A 25,458-nucleotide genomic window follows, 5' to 3' on the forward strand; every position below is an offset into this window, starting at 1 on the left:
AACCTTTTATTCATATCCACACGTGGTGAGAACATTAAGCCGGAACTGCCGGTTTACGCTTGAGATTCCTCCTCACAGACCGCTCGGGATACTTCCCGGGCGGTTTTTTCTGCCCGAACAGTCTGAGCGCTTGCCAGCGGGCCTCCAGTGAATTAGCATTGAACAGCGTGATAATAATTTTCAGCCTCATTCAAGGAGAACGCGAAATGCATATCTTCATCTACCGTCCCGCTCTGGCCGCGTTGCTGACTATCATGGCCGTTACCACCGCCGGACTGGCGCAGGATGAAAAAGGCGAGACAAATAATGACGAATCGAAACTGGAGGAAACCAGCTCTGTCACCAGCGGACGGGTGACAATCGGCGGCAAAGCTGTCAGCTACACCGCCACGGCCGGCACGATGCTGCTGAGCGAGGAGTTCGGCGACCCCAAGGCGAGTGTCTTTTATATCTCCTACACGCGCGATGGCGTCCAGGACCCGGCGCGCCGTCCACTGGCGTTCTGTTTCAACGGAGGACCGGGGTCCAGCTCGGTCTGGCTGCACCTGGGCGTGCTCGGACCCCGCCGGGTGGCGCTGGAGGAGGACGGTTCACTGCCGGCCCCGCCGTTCGCCCTGGTGGACAACCAGTACTCGCTGCTCGACCGCTGCGACCTGGTGTTTATCGATCCGGTCAGCACCGGGTTCAGCCGCCCGGCCCCCGAGACTGACAAGTCGGAGTTCCACGGCGTGCGCGAGGATATCCGCTCGGTGGGCGAGTTTATCCGTCGCTACACCACCCGCAACAACCGCTGGGCCTCGCCCAAATTCCTGATCGGCGAGAGCTACGGCACCACCCGGGCGGCGGGCCTCAGCGAACACCTTCAGGGTGAACTCGGCATGTACCTCAACGGGATAATCCTGGTCAGCGCAGTCCTGGATTTCCAGACCCTGCGGTTCACCCTGGGCAACGACCTGCCCTATGTCCTGTTCCTGCCCAGTTACGCCGCTACCGCCTGGTACCACGACGCCCTCGACAAGTCCCGCTGGAGTTCGCTGAGCGAACTGCTCGATGAAGTCGAGACGTTCACCGAGGGCCGCTACAGCGTGGCCCTGCTCAGGGGAAATAAGCTGCCGGAGGACGAACGCTCGGAAATCGTGCGGCAGCTTGCCCGCTACACCGGACTGAGCGAGCAGTTTATCGAACGCTCGGAGCTGCGGGTTTCGATGCGGGAGTTCGGCAAGGAGCTGCTGCGCGAGCGCGGCCTGACAGTCGGGCGCTTCGACAGCCGCTTCACCGGTATCGACCGGCGGATGACCGGCTCGCACCCGGACTACGACGCCAGCTACGCCGCGGCCCAGGGTCCGTTCACCGCCACGCTCAACCACTACGTCCGCACCGAACTCAAATATGAAAGCGACCTGCCATACGAAATCCTCACCGGCCGCGTCTACCCATGGAACTACGGCGACTGGGAGAACAGGTACCTCAATTTCGGCGAGACCCTGCGCCTGGCGATGACCCGCAACCCGTACCTCAAAGTGTTCGCGGCCAACGGTTACTACGACCTGGCCACCCCGTATTACGCCACCGAGTATACGTTCAGCCATCTGGGCCTGGATAAATCGCTGCGGGACAACGTGAGCATGGGCTACTACGAGGCGGGCCATATGATGTACGTCCACATGCCGTCGCTGGAGATGCTCAAGAAAGACCTGGCTGAGTTTATCAAGGGGGCGCTGTATCGGTAGGTTCGCCGGTGGACGGCGCTGCGCCGGAGCGCCGGCGCCAGAAATAGTAAACCGGCAGCCCCGCGCCCACGATCCCCAGGCCGATCAGGCTCTCGCCGGGCCTGGAAAATAACGACCAGACCATCATCCACAGCGACACCGCCACGTAGAGCAGCGGGGTTACCGGATAACCCCAGGCCTTGTAGGGCCGGGGAAGATCGGGGAAACGACGGCGCAGGACAATCACCGAGGCCACGCTCAGCGCGCTGAACAGGCTGAGCAGGAAACCGGTAAAGGTCAGTAACTGGTCGAAACTACCGAAAAAAATCAGGGTGCTGGCCCAGATCGCCTGCAGCAGCAGTGCCCCTCCCGGAGTGCCGCGTTGCGGGTGGATCCGGGCGGCGGCGGCGAAAAAAACTCCGTCACGGGCCATCTGGCTGTAGATCCGCGGTCCCACGCAGATCATCGCGCTGGTGGCCGCGATCGCGCAGGTAACTATCACCACGCTGACCAGCATCTCCGCCCTCCTGCCGAACAAACCGGCCGCCGCGACCCGGGCCACGTCGAGCTTGCCCGCCAGCTCGCCCGGCTCCGCCGCCAGGATATAGACCAGGTTCAGCCCCAGGTACATCACGGTTACCGTAACCACTCCGGTAATCAGGCCGCGCGGGAGGTTGCGCGACGGGTTGTCGATTTCACCCGCCACGTAGGCCGCCGCGTTGAACCCCGAATAAGCGAACATCACCCAGATCAGGCTTATCGCGAACATCGCCCCTGTCGAGCCGGACGCCGAGCTTTCCGGCGGAACGAGCCGGTTGAGATTGCTCCAGTCCCCTCCCCCGGCGATCAGCGCGGCCAGGATAAATCCGGCGATCAAGCCGACATTGAGCATGGTGATCGCGCTCTGCCACCTGCCCCCCGTCCGGATTCCCAGCCAGTGCACCCCGGTCAGCAGCCAGATCAGGCCCGCGGCCGCGACCTGCCCGGCCGATACCGTAATGGTCAGGCCCCAGATGCCGATCAGCGGCTCGTGGCCCTGGACAGTCAGGACCGGCACGAAAGTCGAGAGGTATTCCATGCAGGTCAGCGCGGCCAGCCCGATCGGCGCGCCGATTCCCGCGAAAAAAGCCATCCAGCCGGTGAAAAACGCCCACAGCGGCCCGTAGGCTTTGCGCAGGTAGATATAATCGCCGCCCACTTGGGGCAGGCTGGCCCCGAGTTCGGCGTAGCACAGGGTGCCGGCCACGGCCAGCGCCCCGCCAACCGCCCAGATTACCAGCAGCAGCCACGGCGAACGCAGGTTTTGTAGCAGGAACCCGCTGGTGGTGAAAATGCCCGAGCCGACCATATTGGATACAACCAGGCTGGCGGCGGCCACCCACCCGATACGCTGCAGTTGCTTTCCGGCTCCGTTGTCCGTCATTCAGCACTCCCGGTTCGTAACAGCTTCCGCCGCCCAGTTAAAGCGCTCAGAAGCGAAAAGTCAAGCGATTCCGCTCAGCCGCTCTCTTGACTGGCGGGAACGCAGGCTGTAAGATTCGCATACAAGGGCCGGTTGCCGGCGCTTGTCTCCCCGGCCGTTGCCCACTACCAGCCAAAGGAGTCCCAGCCATGCCGTACCGTAGAGCACTACTGCTGGTTTGCCCGCTTCTCCTTCTCCTGCAGACAGCGGGAGCCGCGGAGGTGTTCGACTCGCACCCCCGGCTGTTTTTCCGCGACAGCGCCTGGGGGGAGCGCAGTATCACCACCGCCACGCTCAAAGAGCGGGCGGCCGATCCCCGTTACAGGCCCTTCATGGACGACCTGACCCGCCGCGGTCCCCAAGGCTGGGCGCTCAAGGCGCTTGTTACCGGCGACAGCGAGGCCGCGCGCGAATGCATCCGTCTGCTCAAGGAGCGCAAGGGTTACGGGAACACCACCGATGCGGGTCTGGAGCTGATGTGGGATGCGATGGCTTTCGACTGGCTCTACAACAACCCCGCCTTCGGCGAGGACGACAAGCAGGCGGTGATCGCCAACCTGGCCCGCGGCGCCCGGCGCTGTATCGAGATGTACGACGGCCAGGGAGCGCATATCTTCCACACCAGGATGTACGGCTATCCCACCGGAGCGGGCGTGGCCGGGCTGGCGCTGGCCGGCCACCACCCCGAGGCGGACGAGTTCATCTCCTGGGCCTACGGTAAGTACCGCAACGACCTGTTCCCCGCCCGTCAGGTCCAGGACGGCGCGGTGCACAACAGCATGGCCTACGGCCGCAAGTACACGATGTGGCTGGTGGGGCACTTTATCGCCGCCTGGTACACCGCCACCGGAGAAAACCTGTGGCGTACTATCCGCGAACAACAGGGAGACTGGGCCTGGCGCGAGGCGCTGTTCGTGATCTACGGCGAGCAGCCCGACGGGCTGATGGTGCGCTACGGCGATAATTTCTTCCGCGGCACCGAGCGGTTCAGCTTCCGAGTTGTCAGCGAGCGGGCCCACTACTACGACGAGCCGGTGGGCGCGGGTTACCTGAACTACCTGCTGGAGCGTCACGCCGGCGGCACCCGCAACCGGATCGGCACGGAGATGGGCAACGAGTACCAGGTACTGCTCTACTGGGACGCCGAGTGCGAGGGTTCGCCCCGCGAGATGCTGCCGCCTCGGGAGCTGTTCGGCCCCCGTGGCGCGGGGATGGCTTTCTGGCGCACCGGCTGGGATGAGGACGACACGTTTATCTTCTTCAAGTGCGGAGACTATTTCGACAACCACGGCCATTTCGACGCCGGCCACATGGAGGTGTTCCGCCGCGCCCCGCTGCTGATCGAGGGCGGGAGCTACGCCGGCGGCACCACCAGCGACCACTACCGCAACTACTTCCACAACTCGATCGCCCACAATACGATCCTGATTTCCGACCCGGATGACCCGGAGGATGCCGGCTCGCAGCGGTTCTACAGCAACCAGGGCATGCACACGATCGGCCATTACCGCGATGACGCCCGGCGCGAGTACGGGAACGTGACCGCCTATGCCGAGTACGACAACCTGACCTACCTCGCCGCCGATTTCACCGCCGCTTATCCGGATGGACGCGCCCGGCGGGTGGTGCGCGAACTGGCCTGGGACCGCGAGCGGTTCCTGGTGGTTATCGACAACGTGGCCCTGGCCGACCGGGAACTGCAGCCGCGGGTACTGTGGCACTACACGGTCGAACCCTCTGTGGGCGGGCGCAGCTTTACGGTTGCCGACGGGGGGGCGCGGGTGGTGGGGTACGTACTGGCCCCGGCCGACGCGGTTATCGAAACGGTCCCGGCTTTCACTGTCGCCGATGCCGTATACCCGCCGCGCGACGCCGAGAATGCCAGCCTGGGCGCCGGACGGATCGAGGTCGGCGCCGGGCGGCGGGCCGACGGTTCCTATACGTTCGTCCAGGTGCTCGATATCGCCGACCAGGGCGCACCGTCGGCCGCGGTGAAGCTGCTGGGCGCCTCGGCCGGGACAGTGGAGATCCGGCTGCCCTCGGGAGTGCTTACGCTGGACGGAAAACCCGGCGCACGGCGGCATATCGAACTGAAATAACCCGGTCTCTAAACGCGTGTTGAAAAATAATGAATTCAGGATAAAAAGGCTGTCAAGGGTCGTTTCGAAGCACACTGAGTTAGCAAAGATTATTCAGACGTCAATGCTGATAACCAATTGATTATTTAGTATGTTAGAGCCGAAACGGCTTGCCTTGCCCTTGACAGCCAAAGCAGCGATACATTTCACTTTAGGGTGTTGAAGTCTTTTTTTCAACGCCCCTCTAAACTTGAGCTTCCGCCCTGAATACCGAGCCTGAACCTGTCACCGGAGGTACGCGATGAAAACCGCCCGTCTGTTCGCCCCGATTTTCGCTGTCGTCCTGCTGGCCAACCCGGCTGCTCTGCCCGCCGCCGAGGACCAGCCCTACGACCTCAGCGGTTTCGTGTCCATATTCGATGGGCAAACTCTCGACGGCTGGCGGCCGTTAAGACCTAACGCCGGCGGAATGTGGACGGTTGAGGACGGGTCTATTGTCGGCGGGCAGGGCGAGAGCGCCGGCGGAGGACTGCTGGTGACCGACAGGATCTACAAAAACTACGAACTGTACGGCGAAGTATACACCACCTGGCCGCTGGACACCGGCTTTTTCCTGCGCATTCTCCCCGATCGCCGTCACTACCAGATCACGATCGACTACCGTCCCACCGGCGAGATCGGCGCGGTCTACGGTCCGTTCCCCGGCGGCGGGGGCGGTTATTTCCAGCACTGCCCGCTGGGCCTGAGCCACTGGAACCCCCACGAGTACAACAAGGTGCTGGTGCGGATCGAGAACAACCCGCCGCGGATCCGGGTCTGGGTCAACGGGGACAAGATCAACGACTACCAGGACCTCTACTACGACAACCAGCCCGCCTTCCCCGACAGCGGCCACGTGGGTATCCAGGTCCACGCCGGCGAGAGCTGGGGCCAGGGCAGCAAGGTGGCGTTCAAGAACCTGATGATCAAGGAGTTGAAGTAAACGCTAATATATTGACCGAGGTTGCTACACAGTTGTTTATATATTAAATGCTTAGGTTTTAAAATGACAGCGGGCAATTATATGAGATGCGCTTGCGGTAGTGGTAAATTGTATAGTCAATGCTGTGGAAATTTGACAGCCGCGGCGTTCGCGCATGCTGATGCGAATGTAACCGGAAATTTTAATAATTATCTGCACGATGCATTACGCAGAGCATCTAGACATAATGTATCAAAGACACTAAAAGAAAGGGCTATACTAACTTATGAAGCAATTGGTGATATTTTTAAAATAAATAAAGGTAAAACATGGGATGAATTTAGACGCGATATAAGTGATGATCAAATAAAAGCATTCTATTGTAACATTGCTAAGTTTTGGCCTTCCGATACAGATTTAAACGATCTACTACCGAATCCTTCTAACAATTTAAGAGCGCTTTATGTCGGACTACATGATCCAAGAGTTTTAATACAAAACATAAAACGTTATTCTTTATATACGGATGAAATCATTGTAGTAAACCCATTCTTAAATCCCTGGGCTATGCAACCTGATTACAATCCTATCACAGCCCCTTCACAGCACAAACTACAGACTATTAAAAATGTCGCTCTTTTCATGCAGCTATATGATTGGATAGATAACGATATTGTTCTAATGATACCTGATCCAGGTGATTTAAATCCTACACTTAGAACCCAAATGTGGGACTTAGCGATGCAAAGATGGACCAATGAAAAACTGAAATTGACCAAGGAAGATAAGGATTATTTTCTATCATTGGCAGAAATAGATACTAGAAATATGATGTACAACTTACCCAAAAAACAGTTTGTTTCAATGTTGCGTAAATATAATCCACAAATCACAGATTCAGAAATTGATGATGCATTAAGGTACGCAGAAAATATGAAAAAAAACGATCCATTTGCTCCATTGCACGATGTGTTAATTGAATCAGAGGATGGACAACTAACCACTCTGAGTACTGGGCTGAATCTGGAAATGGGCTTTTATGTTGCCCAATTGACCGGCTCGTATCTTTTTACAGATGTACCTTTTAGGTGGAAAGAAATATTATCTACTATTCATCATTCGCCAGAGGATACAGTTTCAAAACATTGGAGCCCATTAACAAAATCATTCCAAGAATTGCAGTTTAAATTTTTAGATAATGTAGATAACCAATTTGCTTGCCGTATACGGGAGCAAGGTAGACTCGAGCAATTCAGGAATTTATTAAGAAAGATCTGGACTGAAATTGGTGGTTCAACAGATCCCGAAAAATCGCACAATTTAGCTAGAGATTTTGCAGATGAGATTCAAGATGAATATAAGCATGCAAAAGCTGAATGGGATAAAATTGATCAAGAATTGATTAAATGGTTGGGTAGTGGTGCAGCAGTTGCTGCATTTTCACCGCTAGTTTCGGGAACCATAACACCAGCAATACCACTTGTAGGTTTTACAATTCACGCAGTAACGCAGCTTCTTATAACTAACAAAAAAAGGCGTGGTTTTAAGGATTCAGTTCCTTTGTCCGTATTTCTTGAATTAGATAGAAAATAATCGTTTCTTTTCTTTCCTCATGTAATCAATGTCTCACGCCTTGAGGAAAATCCTCTTGCGGTAGAGGAAATAGAGGAACAGCCACTTGACCGCGAACACGCAGGCCACGTAGAACAGCGGCTGGTACGGCCCCAGCCCGGCGATGAACCCGTGGACGAAAATGTCCGCGATCACACCGAAATCGAACAGCCGCTGGGCCAGGTAGATGGTCAGCGGGTTGAGTCCGATCACCACGAAGCCGAACGCCCAGCGCTGATAGCCTTTCATGTCGATTACCCAGTAGAACGCTGCCAGCAGGACGCAGCTCCAGCCCCCGGCATAGAGCGCGTACGAGCTGGTCCAGAGGGGTTTGTTGATCGGGAAGGCCAAATCCCAAAGCAACGCAACAAACAGCGCCGCCGCTCCGCCGACCACGAGGCCCCGCACCAGCACGCCGTCGGACCGTCCCGAGCGCAGCCAGTGGCCGGCCAGTACGCCGAGCATGGTCGAGCCGGTCGCTGAGAGATAGCTCAGGATGCCCAGGTAATCGCCGCCGCCGTAGTCGTTCCACTTGCCGGGCAGCAGCAGGCGGTCGACATAGCCGGCCAGGTTGCCCGCGGGAGTCAGCACCCCGGCCCCGTGACCCGGCACCGGCACCAGCGCCATCAGCGCCCAGTAGAGCAGCAGCAGCGCGGCAGTGATAACCGCCTGGGTCCGGACGCCGGCGTTGAACATGATCAGCGAGGTGAACAGGTAGCAGTAGGCGATCCTGAGCAGCACGCCGGCGTGGCGCAGCTGGCCGAACTGGAAATCGAGCAGGCCGTTGTAAATATAGCCCATCGCCAGCAGGATCAGGAAGCGCCTGAAAACGTGACCGTAGAGTTCTCGACGGTTGTCGCCGCGCTGCAGCCGCTTGCCGGTCGAGTAGGTCATGCTCACCCCGACAATGAACAGGAACAGCGGGAATATCAGGTCGTAGAACGTGAACCCGTGCCAGTCGGTGTGCTCCACCTGGCGATGCAGGAACGCGGTCAGCGGAGTGTCGAACGTGTCGTCGAGGGTGCGGAAGAAAATATCGCCGCCGATAATCCAGAACATGTCGAACCCGCGCAGCGCGTCAATCGACACAACTCGTCCCCGGGGAACGCGGTCCAATCCTGGTTCAGCCATAAAATTTCTCTCCAACCATCGATTCCGCGGAATCCCCCGCCCTGACCGGCGCTTCTCGCGTTACAGGCCGGATTAATATAACCCTTGCAACTGCGGGACAAAATGATTAATCTGATGCGTTAGATATCGCGGGGCTTTCGGCTTTTCACGCTTGATCGCCTGAAATTAAGAAAACCCCGCCCTGACGTTTTATTTTGGTCCCGACTGCACTCCGTATCACCCGCGGAGCCGGAAAAGCTTTCTGCATCTGACACCGGCCCGGGAAGAAAGCAGCGAACAATGACCGTTCAGTCCAACGACATGCATTTATTTTACATCCCGGTGATGGGCACGGGCTTTTCTACCGAAACGCCCATGCGGGTGGCGCAGTACGGAATTACGTCGGTCATCTCCCTGGTGGACGACGTCCTGCTGGAGCAGATACGAAAACATCTTACCAACCAGGCCGGCGAACCCTACGAGCCGATCACCGACGAGGACAGCGACCCGCGGGCCAATCGCATTACCGCGTTCCTGAACATGGTCAACGCCCGGGTGCAGAAGCAGGTGGCGGAATTGAAAGCCGAGCCGTTTACCTCCGGCAGCCGGATAACCCGTTATTTCGAACTGCTGCCCGAAAACGACTCCAAGCGGCTGTACCACAGCATGCTGGCCGAGAAGGACCCGGATAAGAAAACGGGTCTGCAGGACAGGCTGCGCGAGATAGTGGCACCCGGCGCTATCGACGCCAACATCATGACCAAGGTCAACCGGACCAACTACCGGGGCAATAAGCCGCTGCCGCCGGAATACGCCGACGCCCTGGCGGCCCTGCGCGGGTTCGCCAACAGCGACTTGAATTCCTCTATCGTGTTTTCAGCCGGTCTCAACCAGCGGCTCTGCACCTATCTCACCAGTTTTGACGATTTTTTCCCGGACAACGGCGGCAATCTGAGGAAAAAAGTCGTCCTGAAGGTCAGCGATTTCCGCTCCGCTGGAATCCAGGGCAAGTTCCTGGCCCGCCGCGGAATCTGGGTGTCGGAGTTCAGGATGGAATCGGGATTGAATTGCGGCGGCCACGCGTTCCCCACCAATGGCAACATGATGGGCCCGATCCTGGAACAGTTCAAGCGGCACAGGAACGAGATGGTGGCAAACCTGTTCAAGGTTTACAACAAGGCCCTGGCTGGTTGCGGACGGCCGGTTTACGACAGCTGCCCGCCGGTCAAGTTTACCGCCCAGGGCGGGATCGGGACCAAGGATGAATTCGATCTGATGCTTGAGCACTACGAATTGAACGCAACCGGATGGGGAACGCCGTTCCTGCTCGTACCGGAAGTCACGAGCCTCGATCCGGTGCACCTGCAGAGAATCTGCGACGCCACTGAGGACGATGTTTTCCTGAGTAAAAGTTCGCCGCTGGGGATCCCGTTCTGGAATTTGCGCACCTCGGACAGCGAGGCGGCCCGTCTGCAGCGGATCGCCGAGGACAAACCCGGCAGCGCCTGCCCCAAAGGATACGCGGTTACCAACACCGAGTTCACCGATCTGCCGATCTGCATCGCGTCGCGAACCTATCAGAAAGCCAAACTGAAGAGTATCCACAGTAACGACGCCACCAGCGAACAACTACCGGTCATGCTTGACGACGTCCTGTCCAAGAGTTGTATCTGCCACGACCTCTCGGGCAGTATCAAGCTCAAGAACGGGATCGAGAGCGACGCCACGCCGGCGATCTGCTGCGGCCCGAATATCGCCTACTTCTCGAAAGTTACGACCCTGGAAAAGATGCTGGACCACATCTACGGCCGCGGAGAACAGCTTTTCAGCCCGGGCCGCCCCCACATGTTCGTCCAGGAGCTGCGGCTGTATGTCGATTACCTGCGCAAGGAACTGGAACGCTTCGCCCTGAACTTGTCCAGCCAGCCGAAATCCTATTTCGCCGAGTTCAAGAGCAACCTGCTCGAAGCGCTGGAATACTACCAGAGCCGGGCGGAAAAGCTGGTCAAGACCGACCTCGGCCCATTTCTCGACGACCTCAAAGCGATCTGCCACTCAATCGAACAGCTCAAACTCGAGCCTGTCACTTCCTGAAATTTTTGCCGGCAAAAGCGAGGGCTCACCCCGCCGGACCGGCCTCCGCGAACAACCCGTTAACCGAAATGCCGTTCCTCCGGCCGACCATACTACACAAACTTTAATACCCGAAAGCGCAGCCCGCCCGCCGTGGATCGCTGGCGCCGTGGTACATCCCGCTCTCCTCATCGAGCATGATCGCCTGGTAGCCGCCGAAGAAATTCAGGTAGCCGGCGGGATGAATATTATGCCCGCGGCTCTGGAGTTCGCGCACCACCGCAGGATCGATACCGAGTTCGGCCGCCAGCAGGCCGCCCTTGACCATTCTGGCCCCGGTGGGCTGGCTGCTGCCCGAGTGCCGCACCCGGGGCGCGTCACCCGCCTGCTGGATATCCATGCCGAAATCGATGATGTTGACCAGCACCTGGACCTGCCCCTGGGGCTGCATGTCGCCGCCCATCACTCCGAAAGACAGCCACGGCTTGCCGTCCCTGGTGACGAAGGAGGGGATAATCGTGTGGAACGGCCGTTTGTGCGGTTCCAGCCTGTTGGGGTGGTCGTCTTCCATGGCGAACAGCGCACCCCGGTTCTGCAGGGCGAAACCCAGGTCACCCGGAATATACCCGGAACCGAAACCCCAGTAGACGCTCTGGATGAAACTGATCATGTTGTGGTCCTTGTCGGCGACAGTCATGTAGATCGTGTCGCCGTGGCGGGGCGGCTCGCCGTACGGGTCGTCGACAGAGGCTTTCCGCGGGTCGATCAGCTTGCGGCGCTCGGCCGCGTACTCATCGCTGATCAACCCCTTCACCGGCACCTCGTGGAAATCCATGTCGGTGTAGAACCGGGCGCGGTCGGCAAATGCCAGTTTTTTGGCTTCGACAAACAGGTGGATGTAGTCGGCGCTGTTGTGGCCGAGCGAGGCGATATCGTAGCCCTCGAGGATATTCAGGATTTGCAGCGTAGCGATTCCCTGGCCGTTGGGCGGCAGCTCCCAGACATCGTAGCCCCGGTAGTTCGTGCTCACCGGCTCCACCCATTCGCCGCGGTGGTCGGCGAAATCTTTCATCGAAAACAGCCCGCCCTTGCGCCTGCTGAACTCGACAATCCGGCGGGCGATCTCACCCTTGTAGAACGCATCGCGGCCGCCCTCGGCGATCAGCCGGTAGGTAGCCGCCAGGGCCGGATTGCGGAACATATCTCCGTTGGCGTACGGCTGCCCGTCGCGCATGAACCGCTCCCGGAACTCCGCGTGGCGGGTGTAGGTGGTGTCCGGGTGTACCCAGCCGCGAAGGGGGACTCCCTGCTCGGCGTAACGGATCGATGGTTCAAGCAGTTCCTTGAGGCTCATCGTGCCGAACCGCTCCAGGAGCATCGCCCAGCCATCCACACAGCCCGGCACGGACCATGAGTAGGGGTGGTGGGTCGGCAGTATCTCGAACCCGGCCTGTCTCACTTTCTCCATGCTGATTTCGTATGGCGACCGTCCGCTGGCATTGAGGCCGTAGAGTTTCTGCGTGGCGTTGTCCCAGTAGATCACGAACAGGTCGCCGCCGATCCCGCAGCTCTGCGGCTCACTGAGCCCGATCATCGCGTTGGCCGCCACCGCCGCATCGATCGCGTTGCCGCCGCGCTTGAGAATCTCCAGTCCCACCTGCACCGCCAGCGGCTGGCTGGTGGCCACAATCCCGTTGGGCGCCGACACAATCGAGCGCGTGGGTCCGGAGATGAAACGTGCAGAGGGAAAATCCTGCTGGGCGGCCACTGTTCCGGCCGAAGTGATAAGAAATGCCAGGCTAAGCAGTGGAGAGAAAATGGTTGCCCGCTTCAGGCGCATGGGGTCCTCCTCGCTTGAATTATTAATAGAGCTGACAGCTTTGAAATCCATTATACGAGCCCCGTCATCGCTTGGCAACCGTATTCAAAGAAAAAAAAGTACGTTTGCTGCTGTTGACAAACAGGCTGCCTGCAATATATGATGATATCGTACTTTCCGATATCGTATCATTACACGGCTAAGGAGAATGAGATGTCTAAATCGACATTGGTCGCTGGTTTTGGCGCCAGCCAGCACGTAACGATGTCCAACCTGGGGGGAATCAACCACGAGGACAGTGTCAGTCCTCCGGCCGAGGGCGGCAACTGTATCAACTGGGTCGCAGGACATATCCTGGCCAGCCGCAACAGCATTCTCAAGCTTTTGGGAGGCCGGGGATTTTTGAGCGAAGAGGAATGCGCTCCCTACCAGCGCGGCTCAAAACAGCTTCAGCCCGGTGACGACTGCGTGCCGATGGACCGGTTGCTCGATGGGCTTCAGCAAACTGGGAATGAAATCATTCAGCGGCTGCAGGGGATTAGCGAAGAGGAGTTGGACAAAGAATTTGAAGTGCCGAATTTCCCGGTTAAATTCGATGAGCCCACTGTCGCCGCTCACATTTTCCTGTTATTTTACCATGAGGGCTACCACACCGGCCAGCTAGGGCTGGGCCGCCGTGTGTTGGGCAAAGAAGCCGCGATCAAGTAACGGGGAGCACAAGGTGGCCATTCGAAAGCTGAGGATCCTTTCGCCGATTCACCGCGCGACGAGACAGATCCACCTCTATCTGGAGCATGAAGTCGGCTCGCACGGAGTCTCGAACAACGAGGGTCACCTGCTGACCTACCTGCTCAGCTACGAGCCATCCTCGATCGGCGAACTCTTGCGCGTGTTCGGCTTCAAACGCTCGACAATGACCTCGATGCTGGACCGCTTGGAGGAGGCCAAACTGCTTAAACGTTACACCTATGCGGAGGACCGCCGCTCCTGGCTGGTGGAGTTGACCGCCAGCGGCAGGACCAAGGCCGGGGATGTTCGTAAAATCGTGGACCGGTTCGAGCAGGAAGTTGTCGGCAAGGTAAGCTCCGAGGAGATGAAACATTTCCAGCGGGTAATCGATGCGGTCGGCGAGGTGACCGCTGTCGAAATCCACCGCCGGAACTGAACGGGCAGCCACTTGTTAAGGGAAGGTAACAAGTTTATTATAGCCGGGAGGACTTTGTTTCGAGTTTCCTCCTATCCCGCGGAGGGCATTTTATGCTCCAGACACTCCTGTTGGCCGCTTCGCTCGTTCTCGGCCAATCGCCGTTTCCAACACCGCAGGCTGCCGGCGAAAACGGCATGCGGCTGGCTGTCAGCCCTGCCGCGAGCACGCATTTTTACAGCCTGGGCGACACGGCGCGCTTTGCGGTCGAGATCGGCGGTAGCGGAGAAATGGAGCTGGAGTACTCGTTCAGCCACGGTAAGGCCGAGGTCTACGAGAGCGGCAGCAGGGCAGTCAAAGCCGGTGAAGTGGAACTTGCCTGCCCTATGACTCAACCCGGATTCCTCCGTCTCGACCTGACTCTTCGCTCCGGCGCCGATTCGCTGAGAGCCGCCGAGGCGGTCGGGTTCGATCCGCTGCATATCCGTCCCACCGGCCGCCTTCCCGATGATTTCGCGCGGTTCTGGGACCATGGCCTGGCCGAGCTGCTGCGGGTGGACCCCGATCCCCGGGTAAATTATCTCTCCGGGCGGGACAGCAATGGCGTGCGCCGCTACCAGGTCAGCCTGGCTAATATCGAGGGATCTAGAATTTACGGCTGGCTGAGCGTACCGCCGGGCGAGGGCCCGTTCCCCGGGCTGGTCTATATCCCCGGTGCGCCGGGCGGCGTAAGGGAGTTCTACACCCCGTTCCAACAGGGATATGCCGAGGCCGGCATCATTGTACTCGCAATCAATATTCACGGCGTTCCGCTGGGTCTGCCAGACGAGGTCTACCAGGATTACCACGATCGCCGCCAACTTGGTTACGCACCGCTAGCCGGTGTTGATGACAAGTACCGCTACTACTATCGCCGGGTAGTTCTGAGCGGAGTACGGGCAATCGATTACCTCCACAGCCGTCACGATATCGACACTACCCGGATCGCTGTCGCCGGGGGCAGCCAGGGCGGAGGCTTGAGCCTGCTGGTGACGTCGATTGACAAGCGGGTTGACGCACTGGTTCTTCATGTCCCGGCCATGTGCGACCAGTTCGGAATCCTCCACGGCCGCCCTACCGGCTGGCCCCACCTTCTGCGCCGTTCCAACAGCTCCGCGACACGTACAACCGCCGCCTGTTTCGATGGAGCCCTGGCCGCAGCCAGGATTACCTGCCCGACCGTTGTCGGTGTCAGCCTGCTTGACGAGGCCTGCCCGCCCACCACAGTTTATGCGATGTACAACAACCTCTCCGGTCCTAAAGAGATAATCCCGCATCCGGGAGTGCATCACCCCGGAAGTTTCATCCCGGAGAGGTACACTGAACTGATCGGAAAATTACAATCCATGTTTAGTATAAAAGATTAGGTACCAAGAGGACTTTTGACCTTCTAGCGGGCCGGGCCGGCATGGTTATTGCGAGATTCCCGTGGACAGAAATTCCGCCGGTGGTGTTTTAGCAATAACCATGCCGGCCCGGCCACTACCCTTAACCAGAAAATCCTTATTATGGCTCTTAAGCAGAGCAAGCCCTGCGAATCTGTGCTGGACGCTTTCCACGAAACTCCGCTGGTGGAACTCTCGCGGGTCGGGTCCGGACTGGATGGCAGAATTCTGGCCAAGCTCGAGTATTTCAGCCCCGGACTCAGCAAGAAAGACCGGATAGCCCTGCAGATGGTCGAGGATGCCGAACGAAGCGGAGCCCTGCGACCCGGCCAGACAGTTGTGGAATTGACCAGTGGCAATACCGGAACCGGCCTGGCGATTGTCTGCGCGGTCAAGGGATACCCGTTCGTTGCGGTAATGAGCCGGGGGAACAGTAAGGAGCGTGCGGGAATGATGGCTGCCTTGGGAGCCGAGGTTGTTCTGGTCGAGCTTTCAGAGGGAGCTGTGATCGGTCAGGTCTCCGGCGAGTCGTTGAAGAAAGTTGAGGATGAGACTCAACGCATTGTTCGCGAGCGCAATGCTTTCCGGGCTGATCAGTTCAATCTGGAAGCAAACCGCAAGGCACATTATCTTCATACCGGTCCGGAAATTATCCGCCAAAGCGGCGGCATGGTGACGGCGTTCTGCGATTTCGCCGGAACCGGTGGCAGCTTTGCCGGGATCGCGAAGGCGCTCCGGGAGCATAATCCGGAGATAATGTGTTTTCTTGTTGAACCTGAAAGCGTTGCAGTCCTCGCCGGCAGGCCAGTGGAATGCGGCGAGCACAAAATCCAGGGTGGCGGTTATGCGATGACTGACTTGCGAATGCTCGAGGGTATTGAAGCCGACGGGTTCGTTCAGGTTGAAGATAAGGCTGCTATCCACTGGGCGAGGAAGCTGGCCGCCGAGGAAGGTATTTTCGGCGGTTTCAGCTCGGGGGCCAACCTGGCCGCTGCGGTGCAGCTTCTCCAGGGACCCTGCCGAGGTGGGACGGTTGCAATCCTTGTTTGTGACTCCGGATTGAAATATCTCAGTACCGATCTATGGACACCACCTGCATGATCACTATATTACTTTTTATACTATAATAACTAACGATATTTCCCTGTCTTCTCTCCTGCTATAATTTTTCTACCCAATCCGGTCTTTGTGACCGATTTCTTTTTTTGCCGGAGAGGTCCAGATGCGAGTTCTTACAACCATACTGATACTTTTAGTAATCCCGCAGGCTTGCCAGCGCCAGAACACTTCCCCAAATACCCCGGGCAAATCTCAACGGGATGTTATCACTGAAAAATATCCGGATGCCATTATGCCCGGCGAACTTCGGCTGACTCCCACCTGGCACGCGGTAGGTATCGAGATTCCGTTCAGCGGAGACGCCAACTGCAATTCTGAGGGAAGAGTCTACTGGCGCAAGTCACCCGATGGAGCGTGGCGCAATGGCATTGACCTTACGTTTAACCACAAACTCGGCCTGGCCTGGAGCAGTGTCTATCCTTTGGAACCGGGCGACAGTATTATACTCAAAGTTGAGTTCCGCGACCCGGCCCATGACAGCAAGGGTGTACTTGAAGGAACAGCCGCCACGCTTCGCATGAATTTGCAGCCATCGGGCGGCAGGACTTATTACGTCTCACCAAACGGGAGAGACACTAACCGTGGCGGCAGGAGGAAACCTTTCCGCACTCTTGCCGCTGCCGCCGACAGCGCCCGTCCGGGCGATATTGTTGTTGTCCGGGGGGGAGTGTACCGTGAAGGCAGCCTGTTCGCGGGGATTGCCGGCTCTCCTGATGCTCCGATAGTATTCCGGGCCGCTGATGGAGAACGGCCCGTGCTTGACAGCTCGATTGAACTCCCAAAGGACCACCATGGCTGGCGGCATCACGAGGGACAAATTTACGCTGCGCAGCTTCCGTTCGACTGGCCGGAGGTCGCCTCGGTTGCGGGTGACGGTCTCGGCTACGGCTATGTCGCCCAGGACGGCAAGCGAATGTTCTACTATAAAAGCCTGGCTGCCCTGGTCGATGACAGCTTGAACGCACCACGTGCATTCTACTGCGACACTACCGCGAGAGTGCTGTATGTCCGCACCGGCCTGGTCGATCAACCATGGCGGCACGCTTACCGGATTGCGGGCGGTCGTTATGGAATTCTTTTCGAGGGCAGCCGGTACGTCATTGTCCAGGGTTTTGAGATTGCCTATTACGGCGAGGCGGCGGTGGCGTTCAAGCGCGGCGCAACTGGCAACGTGCTGATCGACTGCGAGCTCCACAATGTGCCCTGGGGTGTGCTGCTGAAGGATGTCGAAACGAGCGGCAACGCGGTCTGGCGCTGCACCATACGGGAACCGGGCCTGACCGAAATTCCCTGGTCCTCTGTCAAGGCCAGCGGCTATCCGCGGCAGGGAATCATGTGCAGCTACGCAGGTTGGGGCAACAGTTTCTGCTACAATGAGATCGACGGATTTTTTGATGGCATAGTGCCACTTAGCTGGAAACGGCCCGATGATCTCCGTCTCCACCGCGACACCGACATTATGTATAACGTTATATATAACCTCGGCGACGATGCTCTCGAACTCGACGGGGGCGGGGTTAACATGCGCGTCCACGGTAATGTGATCCGCAACGCCCTCACTGCCGTCAGTCTGGCTCCGATCGAAAGGGGACCGGTGTATGTCACCCGTAACGAAGCCACCTACATGAGCATGATGTTCAAATTAAACGTGGGTGGCTGCACTAGCTACGGACCGGCGTATGTCTGGCACAATTCCGGCTACGGGCTTAATTCCGGTAACGGCATTGCTATGATCGGGCTGACCGCGGAGCAATACAGCGGCGTGCCGTGCACGAACAAACATTTCGCCAACAACGCTATTATCGGTAACGTCAGGGCTGTGCGCAACGGTGCGGACGGCAACTTCCTGGACTATAACGCTTACTGGCTTGTCGATGGCAGCAGGCAGGGATCTTTCCAGTGGGAGGGTGAACTTTACCGATCTATCGACCAGTTCGCCGCAAGCACGGGACAGGAAACCCACGGGGTCTACGCCAACCCGCTGTTCTCCTCCACTCCCGGACTGGGGCAAATCCCATGGAAAGGTTATCTGGACGATCAGATCGGTAACTATCCGCTGCAGAATGATCCTCACGACGGCGATTTCAGCCTTCAGCCGGGCAGTCCGCTGATCGATGCCGGAGTTCTTATCAGGGGAGTCAACGACAATTACTCAAGCGGCGCGCCCGATATCGGAGCGCTGGAATTTGAACGGGATAATTAAGTGTATTATTTTATATAGGTACAGCTTAATGAAAGGGAAATGCGTTCCCGGTTCGATATTGTATTTATTTATATACTCAGTCACCCTGACCGCCGCCGAAATAGAAATCCGGGGGCCGGCGGCCGGGGTGAACAGTTTCTGGCAGGCCGGGCATACTCTGGCCGAACATGGAGTCAACGCGGTGTTTGTCGGCAGCTACGGGATAAATGATGGGCTGATCGAAAAGGCCGGCCCGGAAGGAGCAAAAGTATTCAGCGAGTTCGCCACTCTTAACGGCGGACGGTACCTCAAAGAACACCCCGGGGCCTGGCCGATCGTGCCGGGCGCCGATTTCGCCACCAGCCTGATCGCCATAGCCTGCGGCTCCCAGCCTGCTCGGCCGGGTGACAATCATCAGACGGGGCATCAGCACTTTAACTCCCACCCCGGCTAATCCCAGACCGGCCAGGACGCCGGTCACCAATCAACTCACCGTCAGTTATACGGACAGGAGCCCGATGCGCAGGAACCGTCGCCGCACGTGGGCGGCGGAGCGCTGCTCTTGCCGACTCCGTGGGCGCTCATCATCCGCTCCATCCCCTTGCCGCACCCCGGGCATTTATGCTTCTCTGTCTCTGTTGAAGACTGCAGGACCTCGATCTGCTTCCCGCACGACTTGCACTGGTACTCGTAGATCGGCATGCTCGTTTCTCCTTGATCGGTTAATACGTCACAAGTTGGTTCCCTTGTTTTCAGCGATAATAAGCAAAGGCCGTGCCGCTATGTTTCCTGAGCGGATAATACCTGTAAACAGGGCACCTGCCTGGATCGGTATTTTTCTGCCTGCTGAGGTTAACGCCAGATCACGTGTTAATTTAACGCTAAGTTTAACACTGCGTAAACATATTTCCCAGCAAAGAAAAAGGCCGCTCCTATGGAACGGCCCTTGAAAATCTGCCTGCTTTCCCGTCAACCTTTATCCTTTCAGTTGGATTTTCACCCCGCACTTGATACAGGAAGTATGCTTTGAGCCGGCCTCGTACTTAACCACCGCCTGGCAGCGCGGGCAACGGGCAAACTGGAACGGCTTCAAACTATCTGTTTTCACGGGAGTACCTCCTGTTGATTTTCCCCCTGAAATTGTTCTCTTTCTGATGAGTGAGCCGATTTTACCAGAAAATCCGCTTTTTTTCAAGCTGAAACTTAACGTGCTCTTTTTTAGTGACTTACGCAATTGCTATCGGCAGGCCGAGGGAGCAACTTTACCTCTTACAAAAGAGAAAGGGGCCAACCCTCGGTAAGGATCAGCCCCTTCCACGCGCGCCGGTTTTATGACTGAAAGTCAAGGGTTACCGGCAAACCCCTGATATCGTTCCGATCTTACCAGACAATCAGTTAGACTGTCAACTGAAATATTATATTCAATGACCGGGTTGAAAGGCGGGGCGGCATATTTATTGCAAAACCGGCGGACGGAGGGAGTTTGGGGCAGGGAGGGAAAAGCAATAAATATGCCGCCCCGCCCGTTTTCCCGCCTATGATAAATCAGAAAGTCCTTATTGTTGTTCTCTTTACGCTCCTTGAAGCTCGCCTGCAACCTCCAGCGCTGTCGCGACTACCAGTTCGCCGGTTCCGGGGGCCAACTGGCTTCCGCGGCCCGGCTCGTAACCCCCTTCCTCGTACGACTCCCGGTGGCAGATATAACCGATCGTATCGTTGGCCAGGCTGACCACGAACAATTTGTCCACCCCTGAGCGCCTTTTGATTTCCAGGCCCAGCTCTACCAGCACCTCGCCCGGCAGGCCGATAAGTATACAGTCTCCAAGACGGATACCCTGAACCTCGACGGTAATGGCGGACTGGCCTGGCGGGGGACGGTGGTTGGCGTCCTTATCGTGCTCCCTTTTCAGCGATAGGGTTACTTGCCTGCTTGTTGCCGCCAGGGCCGCCTTCTCGCTGGTCTCGATCCGCTGCAGCACTCTCAGCGATTCTCCGCCCAGGGCGCGTCCCACACGCCCGCGGCACAGGCGGCCCCGCTCGCGGGGATTGATATTGCCCGACGTCCCCAGGGTGAACAGGCACACTCCACCCTCACCAGACTCGACAATCCCTGAGCTGATTCCCGGGTAATCCGCCGAAATATGATAGAACCACGGATCGTAGCTCCCGCCCGCCACCGGATGGCAGGCGTAGTTGACCACCGAGCCCAGCAGGTTGCTGTCCAGGTCCTCGACTCTGACCACTCCCACTTCCGGGTCCACCGGACCGAATATCAGTCCGCTGGAGTTCGGCGGCAGGCGCCAGGTCATTACCGCCTTGCCGTCGCTGTCCAGGGGACGGCGGTTGTAGATCTGCTCCGGAAGCGACCCGCTGTCCGCGCCCAGTCTTGCGGGTTGAGTGCCCGTAGACGCTCGCTCCACGCATTCGGCCAGCGCAACCTCGAGTTTTCTTACGTAGTCCGGATTCCCGCCCCCGTCAAACTCATACTCCCGCACCGCCGGCCCGAAATGGGTATGCGTCGCGGTGATCATCAGGCAGTCCGGGGCAATTCCGCAGCTTTCTCGCACCCTCCCCCTCACTCTGGCAACCACGTCCCCCGGTACGCCGATCAGGTCTGTAGCCAGCAGCGCCACTTTGATATCTCCGGATTCCAGAACCAGCGCGCGGGCGTACAGCGGGTCCTCCATACCATCGGCGGGCTTGGTCCGTGACGCCCACCCCGAAAGCCAGCATCCGGCCTCGGGCGTAATATCCACTCTGGCGCGGCCGGCACGCAAACCGGACTGCTTCATTTCAGCGCTTGCATGGCTTGCCGCCAGAGCCGCTACTCCCGCGCCGGCTAACGCCGCAAATTCTCTTCGCCGCATAACTTTCCTCCCGGTCGTATCTATCCAATCACACAATCGTTTAGTAAATCATAAGCCGAATTTCACGCCACAGCAAGAATTCGGCTGCGTTACCATTTTGCGTTGAATCTTACGAAGGTTTGCCCTAACTTTAGCAAAGCCCGCCCGCGGGCTTCTTCCAGACCATAAAAGTTACTTTTCCTGCCCATCATCACCAGGGGGACACTGTGTCCGGCAAGATCAAACGCAGAGAATTCATGGGCCTCTCGACAGCGGCGCTGGCCGCGATCGCTCTGCCAGATATCATCCGCGCGGCCGCTGGCGGCAGGGACCGGCCTAATATCCTCTGGATCAGCTGCGAGGATATGAGCCGCGAACTCGGCTGCTACGGTTACGAAAATATCCGCACCCCCATTATCGACCGGCTGGCCGCCCAGGGCCTGAAATACACCAATGCTTATACGGTTGCGCCTGTCTGTGCCCCCAACCGCTCCGGGATAATCACGGCCATGTACCCCAACAGTATCGGCAGCAGCCACATGCGCACCAGTGTCAAGGAATACCAGTGTGTGCCGCCGCCCTACGTCCACTGCTTCACCGAGTATCTTCGCGCCGCCGGCTATTTCTGCACCAACAACTCCAAAACCGACTACCAGTTCGCCCCGCCTCTCACCGCCTGGGACCGCCAGGGCAACCGTCACGATGACTGGGCCGGGAGAGCCGAGGGCCAGCCGTTTTTCAGCGTCATCAACTTCACGATTACCCACGAAAGCCAGATCCGCGTCCCGTTGGAAAAGGACCCGGTCAAAGACCCGGCTACGGTCGAACTGCCCCCCTATTACCCGGACACGCCGCTGGTCCGCCGTGACATGGCCCGTTACCTGGACAATATCGAAACCATGGACAGCCAGGTGGGCGAGGTCCTGGACCGTCTGGAGCGCGACGGTCTGGCCGGCAGCACGATAGTCATCTTCTGGAGCGACCACGGCCGCGGCCTGCCCCGCGGTAAGCGCTGGGTCTACGATTCCGGGATCCAGATTCCCCTGATAGTCCGCTGGCCCGGCATGGTCGAGCCCGGCACCGAAAGTGATGAGCTGGTCTGCTCGATCGATTTCGGCCCCACCGCGCTGAGCATGGCCGGGGTCGAAATCCCGGCGCATATGCAGGGACAGGCGTTCCTGGGCGGACAGAAAGCCGGCCCACGCGATTACGTGTTCGCTTTCCGTGACCGGATGGACGAGACCTACGACATGATCCGCGCCGTGCGCGACAAGCGCTTCAAGTATATCCGCAACTACCACCCGGAGAAACCCTACGCCCAGCGGATCGAGTACATGGACTTGATGCCCACTATGCAGGAGTGGCGGCGGCTGGCGGCCGAGGGCAAACTGGTGGGTCCGCAGAAACTGTTTTTCGCCGACACTAAGCCCGTCCACGAGCTCTACGACTGCGACAAGGACCCCCACGAGATCGACAACCTGGCCTACGACCCGGCCTGCGCCGGGGTGCTCGCCAGGATGCAGGCTGCGATGGACGAGTGGATCGAGGAGATCGATGATGTCGGCTTTATCACCGAGGACCAGTTGATTGAGCGCTTCTGGCCCGGGCGTGTCCAGCCGGTTACCCGGCCGCCGAGGATCGTTCCCGACGGAGGCAGTCTTCGCCGGGCCGTGCTGGTCGGCATGGCCAGCCCCACCGACGGCGCCTCGATTGCCTGGACCAGCGAGGAGGGCGAGGACGTGCACTGGAACCTTTACTCCGGCCCCCTCCGGCTGACCTCGTCCGCCATTATCCGCGCCAGGGCGATCAGGATCGGCTACACCGAGAGCGAGGAAGTCCGGGCCAGTTTCCGAGTGGACTGAACAGGGAGGGAAAAATAATGGCAAACAAACTGAGCGATTTAGCAAAAGCGATAGACCACTCGCTGCTGCACCCCACCCTGACCGACAGGGAGCTGCGCGAGGGCTGCGAGTTCGCCCGCGACAACCGCCTGGCCGCGGTGAGTATCAAGCCCTATGCGGTGGCGATGGCCGCCGGGATCCTGGCCGGCTCGGGGGTGGCCCCCGGCGCGGTGGTGGGCTTTCCCCACGGCAACAGCCGGATTTCGGTCAAGGTCCACGAGGCGACCGTGGCGATCGACGACGGTGCGACCGAGCTGGATGCGGTGGTCAATATCGGCAAGGTACTGGGCGGGGACTGGGAGTACGTGGCCGATGAGATCGGGGCGCTCAACGAGGCGGCCGCTGCCAACGGCGCGCTGCTCAAGCTGATTTTCGAGAACGATTATCTGACCCGTGACTCGTTCAAGATCAGGCTCTGCGAGATTTGCAGCCGTGTTGGAGCTGCGTTTGTCAAAACCTCCACCGGCTACGGGTTTGCCAGGCAGCCCGACGGCTCCTACTCCTACCGCGGGGCCACGGAACACGACCTGAAGTTGATGCGCAAGCACAGCGCGCCGGGAGTCCGGCTCAAGGCCGCCGGGGGCGTGCGCACGCTGGACCAGTTGCTCAAAGTTCTGGAGCTGGGCGTTACGCGGGTGGGCCTCAGCGCCACCAAAGCGATACTTGATGAGGCACGGGAACGTGGGTGGGGGTAGGAGCTAGCCACCTGTGGTGTGCTGCTAGTGTAACATCTGTGATAAACAAACTAGCTTGTGTAACACATTGCCACATAGATGATACACAACTAGAATTGTGCAACACTCATGAATCACAAAATTTCTAGCTACATTTGAACCAACTCGATTAAATCTTTAAACATCAGTATCTCAGCTTGCCTGCCACGGCTTTCCCTCACGGTAACAAGAATTTTTTCTTTTTTCAAAGCATTCAATATACGCAGGGCGCTCTGTTTCTGGATTTGCGATCTGATTGCAAATCCAGTGGTCTGGAAGATAGGCCTTTCAAATAATGCATCTAACGTCTGTATGGCAAACTGAGACCGTGTAGCTTGTGATATACGATCTTTCATATCATTGTACAGTCCTACAATCTGCATGGCTTTATTTTTGTTTTCATGGGCCTGTTCTATAATCGCTCCAAGGAAAAAAGCAATCCACCCCTCCCAGTCTCGTTCACGAGAAATATTTTGCAGCCGGAAATAATATTCTTTTCTATTTGCTTCCAAATAATAACTTAAATAAAACATTGGTGTGCTTAATATACTCTTTTGAAATAAAAACAAAGGTATCAAAATTCTTCCTGCCCTCCCGTTGCCATCCAGGAAAGGATGTATCAATTCGAATTGAGCATGTAAAATAGCCAGTTGAACCAATGCATCCATCTCATCCTGATGAATGTATTTTTCTAAATTATCCATCAGTGGTAAAACTGCTTGTGGCTCCGGTGGAACGTAACTGGCATCTTCAATTTTACACCCAGGATTTCCAATCCAATTTTGTATCGTTCTTAATTTCCCACGTGCTTTATAATGTCCCCTTACATTCTGCAGTAACGCAGAATGTATCCTTTTTATTAAATTCAACGATAATGGCTTTGTCCTTAAGCTCCTAACTGCATCCTGCATTGCAACCCTGTAATTTAATACCTCATTGATATCTTCCTTCTTATCCTGAACTCTTTCAGGGTCAGCTTCGTATTCCAAAACTTCCTCAAATGTCGCCTGCGTGCCTTCAATTTTTGATGAAAGAACGGCCTCCTGGGTTTGTAATGGCGATAACAAAATATCTGTATTTACAATCCCTTGAATAATACCATCATATCTGGCAATTTCGGCATTTGCCTTGCCGATTAACTTGATCAAAGGTAACCAGTTAAGATCTTTTAACGGAAGATAAGCTGGTTGAAATGATTTCATTTTATCCTCTGAATTAGATATTCCCGATCAGTACTGTCCGGTTAAAATTTGAGGGACAGAGCTAATTGAGGTTGATTGGGTTTCAGTAATTTAAGTTTTTCGAA

General features: G+C 57.6%; 19 protein-coding genes. 13 read left to right on the plus strand and 6 right to left on the minus strand.

Annotated features, from left to right (window positions below):
• The first annotated feature begins 254 nt into the window (after positions 1–254).
• Positions 255–1,730, plus strand: coding sequence for a peptidase S10 (locus tag FVQ81_11270; GenBank protein ID MBW7997126.1), 1,476 nt, complete (start codon positions 255–257; stop codon positions 1,728–1,730).
• Here FVQ81_11270 and FVQ81_11275 read toward each other — a convergent pair.
• A complete protein-coding gene (locus tag FVQ81_11275) occupies positions 1,708–3,132 on the minus strand; it encodes an amino acid permease (GenBank protein ID MBW7997127.1) in 1,425 nt (474 codons plus the stop codon). The two genes, FVQ81_11270 and FVQ81_11275, sit on opposite strands and share 23 nt — an antisense overlap.
• Before the next feature lie 188 nt (positions 3,133–3,320).
• On the opposite strand from FVQ81_11275, the gene FVQ81_11280 reads away from it, so the two are divergent.
• The 3 genes from FVQ81_11280 to FVQ81_11290 all read left to right on the plus strand — a co-directional run bounded on the left by FVQ81_11280 (position 3,321) and on the right by FVQ81_11290 (position 7,803).
• Positions 3,321–5,270, plus strand: a complete 1,950-nt coding sequence (locus FVQ81_11280; GenBank protein MBW7997128.1) for a hypothetical protein — start codon at positions 3,321–3,323, stop codon at positions 5,268–5,270.
• Positions 5,271–5,550: 280 nt separating this feature from the next.
• Positions 5,551–6,231 carry a DUF1080 domain-containing protein gene (locus FVQ81_11285; GenBank protein MBW7997129.1) on the plus strand — a complete coding sequence of 227 codons (681 nt, stop codon included), beginning with the start codon at positions 5,551–5,553 and terminating at the stop codon, positions 6,229–6,231.
• 63 nt (positions 6,232–6,294) lie between these two features.
• Entirely contained in the window at positions 6,295–7,803 is a 1,509-nt protein-coding gene (locus FVQ81_11290) for an SEC-C domain-containing protein (GenBank protein MBW7997130.1), read from the plus strand.
• 33 nt (positions 7,804–7,836) lie between these two features.
• Here the strand turns inward: FVQ81_11290 and FVQ81_11295 are convergent, their stop codons facing one another.
• Positions 7,837–8,952 carry a DUF5009 domain-containing protein gene (locus tag FVQ81_11295; GenBank protein MBW7997131.1) on the minus strand — a complete coding sequence of 372 codons (1,116 nt, stop codon included), beginning with the start codon at positions 8,950–8,952 and terminating at the stop codon, positions 7,837–7,839.
• Between the two features lie 279 nt (positions 8,953–9,231).
• Between FVQ81_11295 and FVQ81_11300 the strand changes: the two genes are divergently transcribed.
• Positions 9,232–11,025 (plus strand): hypothetical protein, encoded by a 1,794-nt coding sequence (locus FVQ81_11300; protein ID MBW7997132.1) that lies wholly within the window; start codon positions 9,232–9,234, stop codon positions 11,023–11,025.
• 103 nt (positions 11,026–11,128) lie between these two features.
• On the opposite strand, the gene ggt is transcribed toward FVQ81_11300, so the two are convergent.
• Positions 11,129–12,844 (minus strand): gamma-glutamyltransferase, encoded by a 1,716-nt coding sequence (ggt, locus tag FVQ81_11305; GenBank protein ID MBW7997133.1) that lies wholly within the window; start codon positions 12,842–12,844, stop codon positions 11,129–11,131.
• Positions 12,845–12,982: 138 nt separating this feature from the next.
• On the opposite strand from ggt, the gene FVQ81_11310 reads away from it, so the two are divergent.
• From FVQ81_11310 to FVQ81_11335, 6 genes are all read left to right on the plus strand, one after another.
• Positions 12,983–13,531 carry a DinB family protein gene (locus FVQ81_11310; GenBank protein MBW7997134.1) on the plus strand — a complete coding sequence of 183 codons (549 nt, stop codon included), beginning with the start codon at positions 12,983–12,985 and terminating at the stop codon, positions 13,529–13,531.
• The gene (locus tag FVQ81_11315) at positions 13,500–13,988 is read left to right on the plus strand and encodes a MarR family transcriptional regulator (GenBank protein MBW7997135.1); all 489 of its coding nucleotides are present in this window, start codon (positions 13,500–13,502) and stop codon (positions 13,986–13,988) included. The genes FVQ81_11310 and FVQ81_11315 overlap by 32 nt, the downstream gene beginning before the upstream one ends.
• A gap of 92 nt (positions 13,989–14,080) precedes the next feature.
• Positions 14,081–15,373, plus strand: coding sequence for a prolyl oligopeptidase family serine peptidase (locus tag FVQ81_11320; protein MBW7997136.1), 1,293 nt, complete (start codon positions 14,081–14,083; stop codon positions 15,371–15,373).
• Positions 15,374–15,514: 141 nt separating this feature from the next.
• Positions 15,515–16,492, plus strand: coding sequence for a cysteine synthase family protein (locus tag FVQ81_11325; GenBank protein MBW7997137.1), 978 nt, complete (start codon positions 15,515–15,517; stop codon positions 16,490–16,492).
• 121 nt (positions 16,493–16,613) lie between these two features.
• Complete coding sequence (locus tag FVQ81_11330) at positions 16,614–18,713, plus strand: hypothetical protein (protein ID MBW7997138.1); 2,100 nt, start codon at positions 16,614–16,616, stop codon at positions 18,711–18,713.
• Positions 18,714–18,771: 58 nt separating this feature from the next.
• Positions 18,772–19,146, plus strand: a complete 375-nt coding sequence (locus FVQ81_11335; protein MBW7997139.1) for a hypothetical protein — start codon at positions 18,772–18,774, stop codon at positions 19,144–19,146.
• 41 nt (positions 19,147–19,187) lie between these two features.
• Here the strand turns inward: FVQ81_11335 and FVQ81_11340 are convergent, their stop codons facing one another.
• Positions 19,188–19,394 carry a zinc ribbon domain-containing protein gene (locus FVQ81_11340; GenBank protein MBW7997140.1) on the minus strand — a complete coding sequence of 69 codons (207 nt, stop codon included), beginning with the start codon at positions 19,392–19,394 and terminating at the stop codon, positions 19,188–19,190.
• 869 nt (positions 19,395–20,263) lie between these two features.
• On the minus strand, positions 20,264–21,559 hold the full coding sequence (locus FVQ81_11345; protein ID MBW7997141.1) for a hypothetical protein: 1,296 nt from the start codon (positions 21,557–21,559) through the stop codon (positions 20,264–20,266).
• Positions 21,560–21,795: 236 nt separating this feature from the next.
• Between FVQ81_11345 and FVQ81_11350 the strand changes: the two genes are divergently transcribed.
• Positions 21,796–23,400, plus strand: a complete 1,605-nt coding sequence (locus tag FVQ81_11350) for a sulfatase (protein ID MBW7997142.1) — start codon at positions 21,796–21,798, stop codon at positions 23,398–23,400.
• A 17-nt stretch (positions 23,401–23,417) separates the two neighbouring features.
• Positions 23,418–24,134 (plus strand): deoxyribose-phosphate aldolase, encoded by a 717-nt coding sequence (gene deoC, locus FVQ81_11355; protein MBW7997143.1) that lies wholly within the window; start codon positions 23,418–23,420, stop codon positions 24,132–24,134.
• Positions 24,135–24,262: 128 nt separating this feature from the next.
• On the opposite strand, the gene FVQ81_11360 is transcribed toward deoC, so the two are convergent.
• The gene (locus tag FVQ81_11360) at positions 24,263–25,354 is read right to left on the minus strand and encodes a Fic family protein (protein MBW7997144.1); all 1,092 of its coding nucleotides are present in this window, start codon (positions 25,352–25,354) and stop codon (positions 24,263–24,265) included.
• Positions 25,355–25,458 lie beyond the last annotated feature (104 nt).

Source organism: Candidatus Glassbacteria bacterium (genome assembly GCA_019456185.1).
Taxonomy (GTDB): Bacteria; Gemmatimonadota; Glassbacteria; order GWA2-58-10; family GWA2-58-10; genus JAJRTS01.